Annotated in this window: 12 protein-coding genes; 7 read left to right on the plus strand and 5 right to left on the minus strand. The window is 68.2% G+C overall.

From position 1 onward, the window contains the following. The first annotated feature begins 34 nt into the window (after positions 1 to 34). The 3 genes from EV649_RS32420 (at position 35) to EV649_RS32430 (ending at position 3,447) form a co-directional block, all read left to right on the plus strand. Positions 35 to 1,084: an SMP-30/gluconolactonase/LRE family protein gene (locus tag EV649_RS32420; RefSeq protein WP_130387463.1), complete on the plus strand. Its 1,050-nt coding sequence runs from the start codon at positions 35 to 37 to the stop codon at positions 1,082 to 1,084. Between the two features lie 64 nt (positions 1,085 to 1,148). Next, a complete protein-coding gene (locus EV649_RS32425) occupies positions 1,149 to 2,030 on the plus strand; it encodes a MurR/RpiR family transcriptional regulator (RefSeq protein ID WP_130387464.1) in 882 nt (293 codons plus the stop codon). A 43-nt stretch (positions 2,031 to 2,073) separates the two neighbouring features. Continuing rightward, positions 2,074 to 3,447 carry a hypothetical protein gene (locus EV649_RS32430; RefSeq protein ID WP_241998953.1) on the plus strand — a complete coding sequence of 458 codons (1,374 nt, stop codon included), beginning with the start codon at positions 2,074 to 2,076 and terminating at the stop codon, positions 3,445 to 3,447. Positions 3,448 to 3,467: 20 nt separating this feature from the next. Here the strand turns inward: EV649_RS32430 and EV649_RS32435 are convergent, their stop codons facing one another. Then, complete coding sequence (locus tag EV649_RS32435; RefSeq protein ID WP_130387465.1) at positions 3,468 to 4,643, minus strand: citrate/2-methylcitrate synthase; 1,176 nt, start codon at positions 4,641 to 4,643, stop codon at positions 3,468 to 3,470. 74 nt (positions 4,644 to 4,717) lie between these two features. Here EV649_RS32435 and EV649_RS32440 point away from each other — a divergent pair, with 74 nt between their 5' ends. Then, positions 4,718 to 5,860: a citrate/2-methylcitrate synthase gene (locus EV649_RS32440; RefSeq protein WP_130387466.1), complete on the plus strand. Its 1,143-nt coding sequence runs from the start codon at positions 4,718 to 4,720 to the stop codon at positions 5,858 to 5,860. On the opposite strand, the gene EV649_RS32445 is transcribed toward EV649_RS32440, so the two are convergent. Continuing rightward, on the minus strand, positions 5,853 to 7,286 hold the full coding sequence (locus EV649_RS32445) for an NAD(P)/FAD-dependent oxidoreductase (protein ID WP_130387467.1): 1,434 nt from the start codon (positions 7,284 to 7,286) through the stop codon (positions 5,853 to 5,855). The genes EV649_RS32440 and EV649_RS32445 overlap by 8 nt on opposite strands. Before the next feature lie 103 nt (positions 7,287 to 7,389). Between EV649_RS32445 and EV649_RS32450 the strand changes: the two genes are divergently transcribed. Together EV649_RS32450 and EV649_RS32455 are read left to right on the plus strand one after the other, a co-directional pair. Then, positions 7,390 to 7,761: a YciI family protein gene (locus EV649_RS32450; protein ID WP_130387468.1), complete on the plus strand. Its 372-nt coding sequence runs from the start codon at positions 7,390 to 7,392 to the stop codon at positions 7,759 to 7,761. A 31-nt stretch (positions 7,762 to 7,792) separates the two neighbouring features. Beyond that, positions 7,793 to 9,082, plus strand: coding sequence for a sigma-70 family RNA polymerase sigma factor (locus EV649_RS32455; protein WP_347233161.1), 1,290 nt, complete (start codon positions 7,793 to 7,795; stop codon positions 9,080 to 9,082). A gap of 19 nt (positions 9,083 to 9,101) precedes the next feature. On the opposite strand, the gene EV649_RS32460 is transcribed toward EV649_RS32455, so the two are convergent. Continuing rightward, positions 9,102 to 9,518 carry a MerR family transcriptional regulator gene (locus tag EV649_RS32460; protein WP_130387469.1) on the minus strand — a complete coding sequence of 139 codons (417 nt, stop codon included), beginning with the start codon at positions 9,516 to 9,518 and terminating at the stop codon, positions 9,102 to 9,104. Between the two features lie 24 nt (positions 9,519 to 9,542). On the opposite strand from EV649_RS32460, the gene EV649_RS32465 reads away from it, so the two are divergent. Then, complete coding sequence (locus tag EV649_RS32465) at positions 9,543 to 10,940, plus strand: MFS transporter (protein ID WP_130387470.1); 1,398 nt, start codon at positions 9,543 to 9,545, stop codon at positions 10,938 to 10,940. Here the strand turns inward: EV649_RS32465 and EV649_RS32470 are convergent. Together EV649_RS32470 and EV649_RS32475 are read right to left on the minus strand one after the other, a co-directional pair. After that, positions 10,897 to 11,868, minus strand: coding sequence for an RNA polymerase subunit sigma-70 (locus tag EV649_RS32470; protein WP_241998955.1), 972 nt, complete (start codon positions 11,866 to 11,868; stop codon positions 10,897 to 10,899). The genes EV649_RS32465 and EV649_RS32470 overlap by 44 nt on opposite strands. Positions 11,869 to 11,882: 14 nt before the next feature. Next, positions 11,883 to 12,788: an alpha/beta hydrolase gene (locus tag EV649_RS32475; RefSeq protein ID WP_130387472.1), complete on the minus strand. Its 906-nt coding sequence runs from the start codon at positions 12,786 to 12,788 to the stop codon at positions 11,883 to 11,885. Positions 12,789 to 12,811 lie beyond the last annotated feature (23 nt).

Below are 12,811 nucleotides of genomic sequence, written 5' to 3' on the forward strand. Positions count from 1 at the left end.
TCTGTGGTCGTATTGGACAGAAGAGAGGCCCTCCATGAGATTCCGCGCACCAACAGCAGCCCTACTGACCATGACGGTCGCCCTGCCCGCCGCCGGCATCACCACCGCATCTGCGGCCACTGCCACCGCCACAGCCACCACCGCCACTACCGCGGCGGCGGCCGCCACGTCGATTCCTGCGGCGTTGCGCCGGGTCGCGCAGTTCGACGGGCGGACGAGTGATCGGTATCCGGAGGGGATCGCCTGGGATCCGAGCCGGCGGGCGTTTCTGATCGGGTCGATGGCGACCGGCCGGATCTCCGTGGTCGGTCGCGACGGCGTACCGCATCCGTTCGGCATCGCACCCGGCGTCTCCACCTTCGGCCTGCACGTCGACGCCGTACGCAACCGAGTACTCGTCACGTACGCCGACATCGGCAACGGCGAACGGTCATCGGAAGCCACCACCTACAAGCAATCCGGCATCGCCATCTACAACCTGCGCACCGGCCAACTAGAGCAGCGCGTCGATCTGAACACGCCCCGCCTGAACCCGGCCGGCGGCCACCACGGCGCCAACGACCTGGCGATCGATGCCGCAGGCAACGCCTACGTCACCGACCCGGCATCCGACGCGATCTACAAGGTCACCCCGGCGGGCGTAGCAACAGTCCTGATCCGCGACGAGCGTCTACGCAGCGACACGATCGGCGCCAACGGCATCGTCTGGCACCCGGCCGGCTACCTCCTGACGGTCCGCTACGACACCGGCACCTTGTTCCGCATCTCGCCGCGTGGTGAACTGAGTGTTACTGGTCTGACCAGTGCACTGGTCGGCGGAGACGGCCTAGCGCTCAGGCCCGACGGCCGCCTGATCGCGATCACCAACAAGCTCGGTGCTCCCGGCGTCGAGCAGGCGACCGTGCTGAGCAGCCGCGACAACTACCGCACCGCACAGGTCCGATCAGTCGAGCCATGGCTCGTCGCCGGTCCGACAACTGCCGCAGTCACGCCGTACGGCACCTACGTTCTGAGCGGCCGGATCGACGTACTCCTCGCCGGCGGCTGGTCCGACCAGTTCACCATTCGACGGATGAGTCGCTGACTGGCCGGAATCGGACACTGTGAATCCTTGTAATTGTGGTTGACGTGCTCTGAGAATTCTTTACATGAGTGCTGTCGAGTCGCCACCGCCGAGTCTCGAGGCGCGGATCCACGGCCTGCTGCCGGCGCTCAGCCCGGCGCAGGCGCGGATCGCCGCCGAAGTGCTCCGCGACCCGGCGGCGGTCGCCTCGTCGACGATCGGCCAGTTGGCGGCCCGCTGCGGTACGTCGCTGCCGAGCGTCACCCGGTTCTGCCTCGCGCTCGGTCTGTCCGGGTACGCCGAGTTGCGGCTGACGCTGGCGGCCGAAAGTGGTCGGACCAGTCCGAGCTGGGAGCGGGGGACCGGCTCAGAGGTGGGCCCGGACGACTCGCTGGACGACGTACTCCGGACCCTGCTGCGCGCCGACACCCGCGCGCTCGAGGACACCGTCGCTGCACTCGACGTCGACGCTCTCGGCCGGGCGGTCCGGGCGATCTCGGACGCGCGGCGGATCGATCTGTACGCCGTGGCGGGGTCGGCGTCCGTCGCCGAGGACCTGCGGTTGCGGCTGCACCGGATCGGGCGCGGGGCGAGCACCTGGAGCGACGTACACACCGCGCTGGCCAGCTCCGCGTTGCTCGGCACCGGGGACGTCGCGATCGGAATCTCGCACAGCGGCGAGACGATCGAGGTACTGGAGCCGATGACCCGGTCCGGCCGGCAGGGCGCGACGACTGTTGCTATCACCAACTATCCCCGCTCGCCGCTGGCCCGGATGGCGGACATCGTTCTGGTCACCGCGGCCCGCGACGTCACGTTCCGCACCGGGGGACTGTCCGGACGGCACGCCCAGATGATCGTCCTGGACGCCCTGTATCTCGGCGTCGCCCAACGCGACTATCCCTTGGCAGAACAGGCCTTCGACGCGACTGCCGACGCAGTGTCCACGCACCGGCAACGCCCCTGAACAACCCTCGCCACTCCGTTCGACCGCCTTTCGAAGGAGAGACATGCAGAGTCCGCACCAGACCCTCGGCCCGAGCCGCCGCGCCTTGCTCCTCGGCGCCGGCGCCACCGCCCTCACCGCAGCATCCGCCGCCACCACATCCGCCTCAACGGCCTCCGCGTCAACAGCCTCGGCCGCGGTCGCCGTACCGTCGCCTGACGCGTTGCCGTTGACGGGTGGGGCCGACTTCCCGATCGGGTTGTTCTGGCCGCCGCACCCGTACGCGAGTACGGCGGAGCGGTTCGGCGAGATCAAGAACGCCGGGTTCGACTTCGTCATCTCCGGCAACTACGCCGGTGACGGCAACATCTTCCAGTACCAGCTCGGGCTCGCCCGCGACGCCGGCCTGAAGATGCTGATCTCCGACGACATCCAGATCCGCAACATGTCCCGCTGGTTCTCGATCTCTGACACGCCGTCAGATTTCCTCAGCGTCACTCCGGCCGAGGCCAGCGCGCTCTACATCCGGGCGCGCGACGCGTACGGGCCGTACTCCTCGCTGGCCGGCTTCAACTTCTACGACGAACCCGGCGCGGGCTGGTTCGCGACGCTGGCGAAGGCACTGTCGATCTCCCGTGAGCTGGCACCGCAACTGCTGCCGTACATCAACCTGTTCCCATCGGACGACGCGTCGTACTACCGGAGCTTCGTCGACGTGGTGAAGCCGTCGCTGATCTCGTTCGACCGGTACCCGCTGCTCTCCGAAGGCCGCGAGGACGCGAACTACTTCCACAACTGGGCGATCGTCCGCGACGCCGCGCTGCACGGCGACATCCCGTCCTGGGTGTTCATCCAGACGCTTGCCTACAACAACCATCGCGAACCGACCGCTGCCGAGCTGCTCTGGCAGGTGAACATCAGCCTCGCGTACGGCGCGAAAGGCATCCAGTACTTCACCTACTGGACGCCCGAAGCCGCCCGCGGTGAAGGCTTCGGGCCGGCGCTGATCACCGTCGACGGGGAACGGACGTCGCGGTACTACGCGGCGAAAGAGATCAACACCACCTGGCTGCACCAGGTCGGCCGCGAACTCAAGCCGCTCGTGTCCGAGACCGTAGAGCACGCCAACGAAACGCCACTGCCGAACGGGGCCGCCGGCTTCACCCCGACGAACCTGGTGTCGGGAATTACCGGCGACGCGGTCGTGGTCGGCACCTTCCGATCCCGCGACGCCGCGTCGAGCGATCGCTGGTTGCTGGTCGCCAACCGCTCGCACAGCGCGAAGACCCGGGCGCTCGTGACGGTGAACGAGCAAACGGTTGGCTCGATCGGAGTCTTCCAACCGGCCCGCCAGAAGTACACCCCACAACGTGTAGCCCCGGTCCCCATCTCCCTAGCCCCCGGCGCCGCAACTCTCCTCAAACTAACCACCAAGTAACCCCACGTGTGGTTGTTGGGTTAGGTGGTTTGGCCGGTGTAGATGCCTAGGGTTCGGAAGCGGAGGGCGGGGGCTGCGTATTCCTCCAGGGCGTGGGCGGTCCAGCCGATCATGCGGGCCAGGGCGAAGAGGGCGTCGCCGGCGTCGGGGCGGAAGTTGTAGGCGTGCATGACGGCCGCGATCGCGAGGTCGCTGTTGGGGAAGGTCGGCGTACGTTCGGCGATCGCGTGGATCGTGCTCACGATCGGGTCGTCGCCCAGGAGTTCGAGCAGTACGTCGGCGCGCGGGTCGCGGTGCTGGTAGATGCGGTGGCCGAAGCCGGGGATCGGTTCGCCGGAACGCAACTGGTCCGACAGTGCCTTCAACGGGTCGTGTTTCGCTCGGTCCAGGAACTCGTAGGCGAGGGTCGGCGCGGCGCCGTGGTACTGGCCGTCGAGTGCGCCGAGTCCTGCCGAGATCACCGCGTACAGGTTCGCGCGTGCGCTGGCTGCGACCCGGGCCGCGACGGTGGAGACTGCGAGTCCGTGGTCGGCCAGGAGGATGAGTGCGGCGTCGAGTAGCTCCGGTCGGGGTTCTGCGTCCGAGAGCTTCGGCCAGAGCTTCCCGCCCAGCGTCGTACGCGTGACGATCGGCCCCGGGAGTGCTGCGACCAACGTCCCGATCAACCTCCCGGCCGCGGCAGTCACCGACCCCGCCGACAGGTCGAACCGCAACGGATCCGCAGCCCCTAAGACCGCCACGGCCACCCGCAACCGATCCGTCAACCGAGCCCCCGCCGGCACCACCTCCATAGCCGCCCGAGCCAGTTCCACCCCCTCCCGCTCTACCCCAAACAAGTCCGCCTCCACCCCATCCGGATCTGTTGGGGGTTGGCCGGTCCAGAGGAGGGTGGCTACTTGGGCGAGGGTGGCAGTGGTGGCTAGGGATTGGGCGGAGTGGCCTCGGTAGTAGAGGTTGTCGTCTTGGAGGAGGGTCAGTTCGGACTCGATGCGTTCGACTACGCCGGAGTGTTCTACCGAGCGAGCGGCCAGGCGTTCGACGTCGGCGGCAGGGAAGAGGCTGCCGCGGCGGCCGCGGGCTCGGACGCTGGTGAGGAGGCCGCGGCTGACGTAGGCGTAGACCGTCGCCGGCTTCACCTGCAGACGGCGCGCCACCTCGGCGGTGGTCAGGTAATTCTCGTCACCTTCGGATGGCATCCAGCGCTCCTCGGACCATTCATGTTGACTGGATCAATATTGACAATCATTGATCGCCTGTCAACTCTGAAGATATGTCAACAACGATCAATGTTCCGCCTGGCCTGCGCAACGTCGTCGTCACCGAGACGACCCTCGGCGACGTCCGTGGTGACGAGGGTTTCTACCACTACCGCGAGTACTCGGCGATCGATCTCGCCAAGTCCAAGACCCTCGAAGACGTCTGGTACTTGATGTTCGAGGGCCACCTCCCGACCGCCGCGGAGCGCGACCGGTTCGTCGCCGAGATTGCCCCGCTGCGCGTCCTCCCCGACGAGGTCAGCGCGGTCCTCCCGGCAATCGCGACCGCCGGTACGACGTTCAACCCGCTCGCCGGTCTCCGTACCGCGCTGTCGCTCCTGGCGGCCGTCCGCGGTCTCCCGCCGCTCTGGGATGCCGACCAAGCCCGCCGCAAGGCCGATGCGATGCTGGTCTGCGCAGTGACGCCGACCATTCTCGCGGCCCTGTACCGGCTCCGCGAAGGACAGCAGCCGCTCGAGCCACGCGCCGACCTGTCGGCGGCCGAGAACTGGCTCTACCTGGTGACCGGCGCCGAACCCACCGCTGTCCACGCGACCGCGGTCGAGCACTACCTGGTCTCGACCGTCGACCACGGCTTCAACGCGTCCACCTTCACCGCCCGCGTCATCGCGTCCACTGGTGCGGACGTGGTTGCGGCCGTCGCGGGTGCGATCGGTGCGTTCTCCGGTCCGCTGCACGGCGGTGCACCGGATCGCGCACTCGCGAGCCTCGACGAGATCGGTACGCCGGACCGCATCGACGACTGGGTCCGCGCGAAGGTGTCCGCCGGCGACCGGATCATGGGGTTCGGGCACGCGGTATACCGGACCGAGGACCCGCGTTCGCTGATGCTGCGCGACATCGCCCGCGGGATCGGCGGCGAGCTCGTCGACTTCGCGACGACCGTCGAGCAGCGCATCGTCGACGTACTCGCCGAGCTGAAGCCGGGCCGCAACCTGTACGCCAACGTCGAGTTCTACGCCGGTGTCGTGATGGAGCTGTGCGGCATCCCGCGCGCCATGTTCACGCCGACGTTCGCGGTCAGCCGCATCATCGGCTGGTCCGCCAACATCCTCGAACAGTCCACCGATCCGAAGATCATTCGTCCGGCCGCGACGTACGTCGGCCCGCAGCCTCCCGCGCCCGTCCCTAGCTGAACTGCATGACGCCGTCGTCGACGCGGTTGTAGCGGAGGGTGATGAGGTCGCGGGGGTAGTTCTGGCGGAGGCGCCAGGGGCCTTGGGTGCCTTGGCGGGGGAGGATCTGGGCGGCGCGGCGGATGTAGCCGGAGGAGAGGTCGACGACAGGGCGCGGTGGGGCGTCGTACTCGGACGGGTCGACCTCGGGGAGGCAGACGCGGGTGCCGGTTGCGGTGAGGTGGTTGAGCAGCCGGCACACGTACTGCGAGGTGAGGTCGGAGCGCAACGTCCACGAGTTGTTGGTATACCCAATGCACCAGGCGAGATTCGGTACGCCGCTCAGCATCATGCCCTTGTAGACGAACGTGTCGTGCGGCGCGACCGGCCGCTCGTCGACCGTCACCTGGATGTTGCCGAGCGCAACCATGCGGAGGCCGGTCGCGGTGACCACGAGATCGGCCTCCAGTTCGCGTCCGGACCGCAGCCGCAGCCCGGTCGGCGTGAAGCGGTCGATCTCGTCGGTCACCACCGAGGCCGACCCGTTGTGCAGCGCCTTGAACAGGTCCGCGTCCGGTACCAGGCAGAGTCGCTGATCCCAGGGCTTGTACCGCGGCGTGAAGTGCGGATCGACCGGGATCGACTCCGGCAGTTGCTTCGCCACGGCGCTGTTCAGCAACCAGGCCGCATGCGCCGGCCACTTCCGGAACGCGTTGTAGATCGCAGTGCTCGCGACAACGTTCTTCCCACGGATCAACCGGTGCGCGAGATTCTCGGGCAGTACGGCGCGCATGCGGTCCGACAGCGCGTCGTGGGCGGGGCGAGAGGCGACGTAGCTCGGCGATCGCTGCAGCATCGTCACGTGTTCCGCCGTACCCGCCATTGCGGGCACCAGAGTCACTGCGGTCGCGCCGCTGCCGATCACCACGACGCGCTGGCCGGCGTAGTCCAACTGGTCAGGCCAGTGCTGCGGGTGCACGATCCGCCCCTGGAAATCATTCTTTCCGTCGAAGTCGACGACGTACCCCGAGTCGTAGTCGTAGTACCCGCTGCACACGTAGAGGAACGAGCAGGTGTACGCCGCGTCCGCCGTCTCCACGGTCCACAGCGCGTCCGCCGACGACCACGAGGCCCGTACGACGCGTTGACCGAACCGGATGTGCTTGTCGATCCCGTACGTCGACGCGGTCTCGTGCAGGTAATCGAGGATCGACGGCCCGTCCGCGATCGCCTTCGCCGCCTTCCACGGGTGGAACGGGAACCCGAGCGTGAACATGTCGGAGTCCGACCGGACCCCGGGGTACCGGAACAGGTCCCAGGTACCGCCGAGCGCCTCGCGGCCCTCCAGTACGGCGTACGTGCGGTCCGGGCACCGGGTCTGGATCCGGTACGCCGCGCCGATCCCGGACAGGCCTGCGCCGACGATCAGGACGTCGAGGTGCTCCATGTACCCCACGGTAATAAAAATTCTTTCCGGGTGTTGTCGATTCCGTGTCGCGACATTCGTCAGCAAGATGTCCAAGTAGAAGACATCGACGAGGGAGCCCGAGATGGCGCAGTACATGTTCCTGCTGTTCGACAGCGAGGAGTGGTACGACAACCTGACGCGCGACGAGTGGCAGCAGGCGATGAAGTTGCACGGGGAGTTCGCGGCGGCGGTGGAGAAGGCCGGGGCGCGGATCCTCGGCGGGGAGGCGCTCGAACGGTCCAGTACGGCGAGCACGGTCAAGAACCGCGAGGGGGCCGAGCCGCTGGTCACCGACGGGCCGTTCATCGAGACGCGGGAGGCGCTCGGCGGGTACTACGTGATCGAGGCGCGTGACCTCGATCAGGCACTGGAGCTGGCCAAGCTCTGCCCGTCCGGCAACATCGAGGTCCGGCCGGTGATGCCGACATCCGAGGACGCGGCGCCGCCGGCCTGACCGGCGACCGCGATCGGACGATCGTCCGATCATGCCGTTCGACCCGGGTACGCCGACGCTCGATCCCGTCGGCGTACCCACGGGCAGGGGGACAGGGGAGATGGTGAGCGAGGCGGTCGAGGTCGCGCGGGTGGTGGACCGGGCGCACCGGGAGAGTTGGTCGACGGTGCTGTCGTCCGTGGTCCGGCTGACACGGGACCTGGATCTCGCCGAGGACTGCACCCAGGACGCTTTCGTCCAGGCGCTGCGAACCTGGCCGGACGGCATACCGGACAATCCGGCCGGCTGGCTGACGACAGTCGCTCGGCGGCTGGCGCTGGACCGGCTGCGGCGGGAGACGAATCTCCGGCGGAAGCTGCCCCTTCTGGTAGAGCAGCCTGACGATGCTGAGCAGCCGACGGATCCGTTGCGGCTGGTGTTCACGTGCTGTCACCCGGCGTTGGCGCGGGAATCGCAAGTGGCGTTGACGTTGCGGCTGATCTGCGGATTGACCACGCGGGAGGTCGCCGCGGTGCTGCTGATCGGCGAGGCGACGGCCGCGGCGCGGATCACCCGGGCGAAGAAGAAGATCGCGGCAGCCGGGATTCCGTATCGCATCCCGGCGGATCACGAGTTGCCGGCGCGGATGGATGTGGTGCTGACCGTCGTACACCTGGTGTACACGGCGGGGTACGTCGCCACGGGGGTGGAGCTGACGCGGACCGATCTGACCGGGCGGGCGATCGAGCTGGCGCGGATGCTGGAGCGATTGATGCCGGACGAGGCTGAACCGCTAGCACTGCTAGGGCTGCTGCTGATGACCGAGGCGCGTGGTGACGCGCGGGTCAGCGCGGACGGTGAACTGGTGCTGCTGGCGGATCAGGATCGGTCGCGGTGGGACGTGAAACTGTTGGCGGAGGGCGTCTCACGGGCGACGGCGGCGTTGCAGCGGGGCAATGGGAGGTTCGCGTTGCAGGCGGCAGTTGCCGGTCTGCATGTGACGGCGCCGTCGTGGGAGAAGACGGACTGGGGGCAGGTGGTCCGGATGTACGACGCGATGATGGTGAGCTGGCCGACTCCGATCGTCGCGCTCAATCGGGTGGCCGCGCGCAGCCTGGTTCCCGGGGCTGACCTTGAGGCGGTACTGGTCGAACTGGATGCCTTGAGCAAGGAACCGGCCCTCGCGACGTACGCCTATCTTCCGGCGACCCGGGCCGATGTCCTCACCCGGCTCGACCGTCCCGGGCAAGCGGCCGAGGCCTACGAACAGGCGATCCACCTGACCGCCAACGAAACCGAACGCCGCTTCCTCACCACCCGCCTCACCAACCTCAACCGCTGACGCCTCCTAGGAGGTTGAGTTACTCCCGGGGCGCCCAGAGTTGGTCGGCGTCGCCGGCTTCCATGCGGCCTCGGTAGACGTCGATCTTGTGGTCGATGAGTTCGAGGCTCTCGGTGAGCTCGGCCAGTTGGGTGAGGATCTCGGCGCGGTGGGTCTCGAGGAGTTCGAGGCGGTCCTTCTCGTTGCCGCGGCCGGCGGTGACGAGTTCGGCGTACCGGCGGATGGTGCGGATCGGCATGCCGGTGGCGCGGAACTTGGTGCAGATCTTGATCCAGTCCAGGTCGATCTTGCGGTAGCGGCGGCGCCCGCCGGCGGTGCGGTCGACGGTGGTGACGACGAGGCCGGCGCGCTCGTAGTACCGCAGCGTGTGGACACTGACGCCGGTGCGTTCGGCGGCTTCGGCGATGCTGATCCCGCTTTCATTGACTTCGAGCACGCTCTAAATCCTAGCGTTGCTGGTATGACCCTTCCAACGCTCGAGGACACTGGTCTGACCAGTGCCCGCCGGTACGCCGTCCTCGCGATCTGCTGCGCGAGCCTGCTGATCTCGGTGATGGACATCTCGATCGTGAACATGGCGCTGCCCGCGATCCGGGACGATCTCGGCGCCTCGACGGCCGGCCTGCAGTGGACCGTCGACGCCTACACGCTGGTGCTCGCGAGCTTCCTGCTGCTGGCCGGCTCCACCGCCGACCGGTACGGCCGCAAGCGCATGTTCCGCCTCGGTCTGACCGTCTTCGGCCTCGGCTCGCTCCTTTGCAGCCTCGCCCCCAGCATCGAAGCGCTGATCGCCGCCCGCGCCGTCCAGGCCGTTGGCGGCACGCTCCTCAACCCGGTCGCGATGGCGATCGTGGTGACCGTGTTCCCGGAGCGCGCCGAGCGGGCCCGCGCGATCGGGATCTTCGGCGCGACCGCCGGCCTCTCGCTCGTCCTCGGCCCGATCCTCGGCGGCGCGCTCGTCGACGGTCTCGGCTGGCGATCGATCTTCTGGGTGAACCTGCCGATCGTCGTCCTCGCGGTGATCTTCACCAGCCTGTACATCCCCGAGTCCCGAGCCGCCCACGGCCGCCGCTTCGACCCGATCGGTCAGCTCCTGGTCGTCGTGCTCCTCGGCAGCGTGGTGTCCGCGATCATCGAGAACAACGGGTGGCGTACGCCGTTGATCGTCGCGGCCGCCGTCGCCGCGGTCCTCCTGATCGCGTACGAACACCGCCGCACGGAGCCGCTGCTCGAGCTCCGGCTGTTCCGCAGCGTCCCGTTCAGCTCGGCCGTGGTGATCGCGATGTTCGCCTACACCGGGTTCGGCGCGTTCCTGTTCGTCACCACGCTCTACCTACAGAGCGTTCGCCACCTGTCCGCCCTGGACGCCGGCCTGTGCCTGCTGCCTGTCGGTCTCCTGATCTGCGTCCTCTCACCGCTGACGGGCCGGGTCGTCGGCGCGCGCGGCCCACGCTTGCCACTTGTCGTCGCAGGTACGGCGCTGACGCTCGGAGCGCTCGCCTCCCTCACGATCCAAGCGTCCACGCCGCTGCTCAACGTGCTCGCGGTCTTCCTGTTCTTCGGCGTCTTCCTCGGCACCATCAACCCGCCGATCGCGAACTCGGCGGTGTCCGGGATGCCCAGGTCGATGGCCGGTCTGGCCGGTTCGCTCGCCTCGGTCGGCCGGCAGACCGGTACGTCGCTGGGTGTCGCGATCGCCGGATCGATCGTCGGCGCCACCGCGACGACCGATCCGCGGCGGTTCGTCCGCGCCGAGCACATCGTCTGGTGGCCGACGCTCGCGATGGGTCTCGTCGTACTGGCGCTGGCTCTCATCAGCACGAGTCGCCGCGCGCGTCGTACGGTGCAGGAGCTGTAGGGGGCAGACCGAAGTACGTGACGAGGCTCGGGGTGCTGAAGACGTGGATGTGGGTGAGTCCGGTCGGAGTGGGCGTGAGTACGGCGACGCCGTACGGGTCGCCCTTGAAATAGGCACCTACCGCGGGCTGGCCGTTCGCGATGAGCGGGATCATCCGCCAATCGCCCGGTGCGCCGACCGCGGAGGCGAGGAGTTGCATGCACATCACGCGGCCGTTGAACCACGCCGTCGTACCGACCATTTCGATCGCGGCATCCGCGCGGAGGGCGCGTTCCAGGGCTGCGGTGTCGGCGTTCTCGAAGCCGGCGATGTAGTCGTCTAGCAGTGCTAGCGATTCGGGGTCGGTGGGCGCCGAGACTTCACCCTGTGACGGCGCCGTGGAATCCAGGCGGGCACGGGCGCGTTGCAGCGTGCTCTTCACAGCCGCAACCGAGGTGTCGAGCATCGTGGCGACCTCTGCGGCCGGGAACGCGAGGACCTCTCGGAGGATCAGTACGGCGCGTTGCTTCGGCGGCAGATACTGCAGCGCAGCAATCAACGCCAGCCGCAGGCTCTCCCGGACGGTGACGATCGACGCGGGATCCGAGACGACCAGTGCCTCGGCGATCGGCTCCACGAACCGCACCGCCGGATCGTCCGGCGGCACGCCGGGACTGAGATCGGTGGCAGGTGCTCCCAGACCGGAGGGCAGAGCACGGCGGCTGCGCTGCTCGAGCGCGGTGAGGCTTACGTTCGTCGCGATGCGGTACAGCCAGACCCGCACGGACGAGCGGCCCTCGAAGGACGACCACGACCGCCAGGCCCGCAGGTACGTCTCCTGCACCGCATCCTCGGCCTCGTGCACGGACGCGAGCATCCGGTAGCAGTGCGCCAGTAACTCCTTGCGGAAGGGCTCGGTCCGGTCGGCGAACTCGGCCTCATCCTCCATCACAGCTCCCTGAGTCATCGCGTCTCCAGCCCCAGCAGCGGCCGGACCCAGAGTGCCATGCGTTGGATCGCATCGTCCGCCTCCGGCGCGCGCCCGGCCGCCATCTGGAACGTGTGCTGCATCTCCGGGAACACATCCAGCTGCACCTCGACCCCGGCCTTCTCCGCGGCGGCCGCGAGTTGTTGCGCGTCATCCAGCAGTACTTCGTCCCCGCCGACCTGGATGTAGATCGGTCCGAGCCCGGTCAGGTCGCCGTACAACGGGTTCACGAACGGATCCCGCGGCGAGCCGTCCGGTCCGAGGAACATCCACGCGAGTCCGCGGACCAGGTCTCGGTGGAAGAACGCGTCGCGGTCCCGGTTGGTGTCGTACGACGCTCCGGTCGCTTCGAAGTCCACCGCCGGTGAGAACGGCATCGTGCCGGCGGGAAGGGGCAGGCCGACCGATCGGGCGCGCAGCTGGGTGGTGATGGCCAGGCCACCGCCCACCGAGTCACCCGTGAACACGATGTGCTCAGGCGCGATGCCCTGGCCGAGCAGCCAGCGGTACGTGTCGACCGCGTCGTCGACCTGGGCCGGATGCGTGTGATCGGGCGCCAGCGGATAGTCGAAGACCAGCGCGCGCGCCCCGACCGCGCGGGCGAGGTGCGCGAACAGCTTCCGGTGGGAGTACTGCGATCCGCCGATGAAACCGCCGCCGTGCAGACACAGCAGCACCCGGTCCGCGGCGGCGCCGTGCGGCACGAGCCACATCGCCCGGCGTCCGGGCACCGCCAGGTAGTCCACCTCCGCCGGCTCGGTCGTCAGCCCGGCCCAGCGGTGATCGGCCAGCTCCTGATCGCCGTCCTGGATGTTCTCCTCGGCAGCCTTCCGGTTTGCGGCCCAGTGCCGCCGAACCGCTTCCGACTCCTTGCTCGCCATCGTGCGTCCCTTTCGTTGCAGGT

Origin of the sequence: Kribbella sp. VKM Ac-2569 (genome assembly GCF_004216905.1) — a bacterium.
Classification (GTDB): Bacteria; Actinomycetota; Actinomycetes; order Propionibacteriales; family Kribbellaceae; genus Kribbella.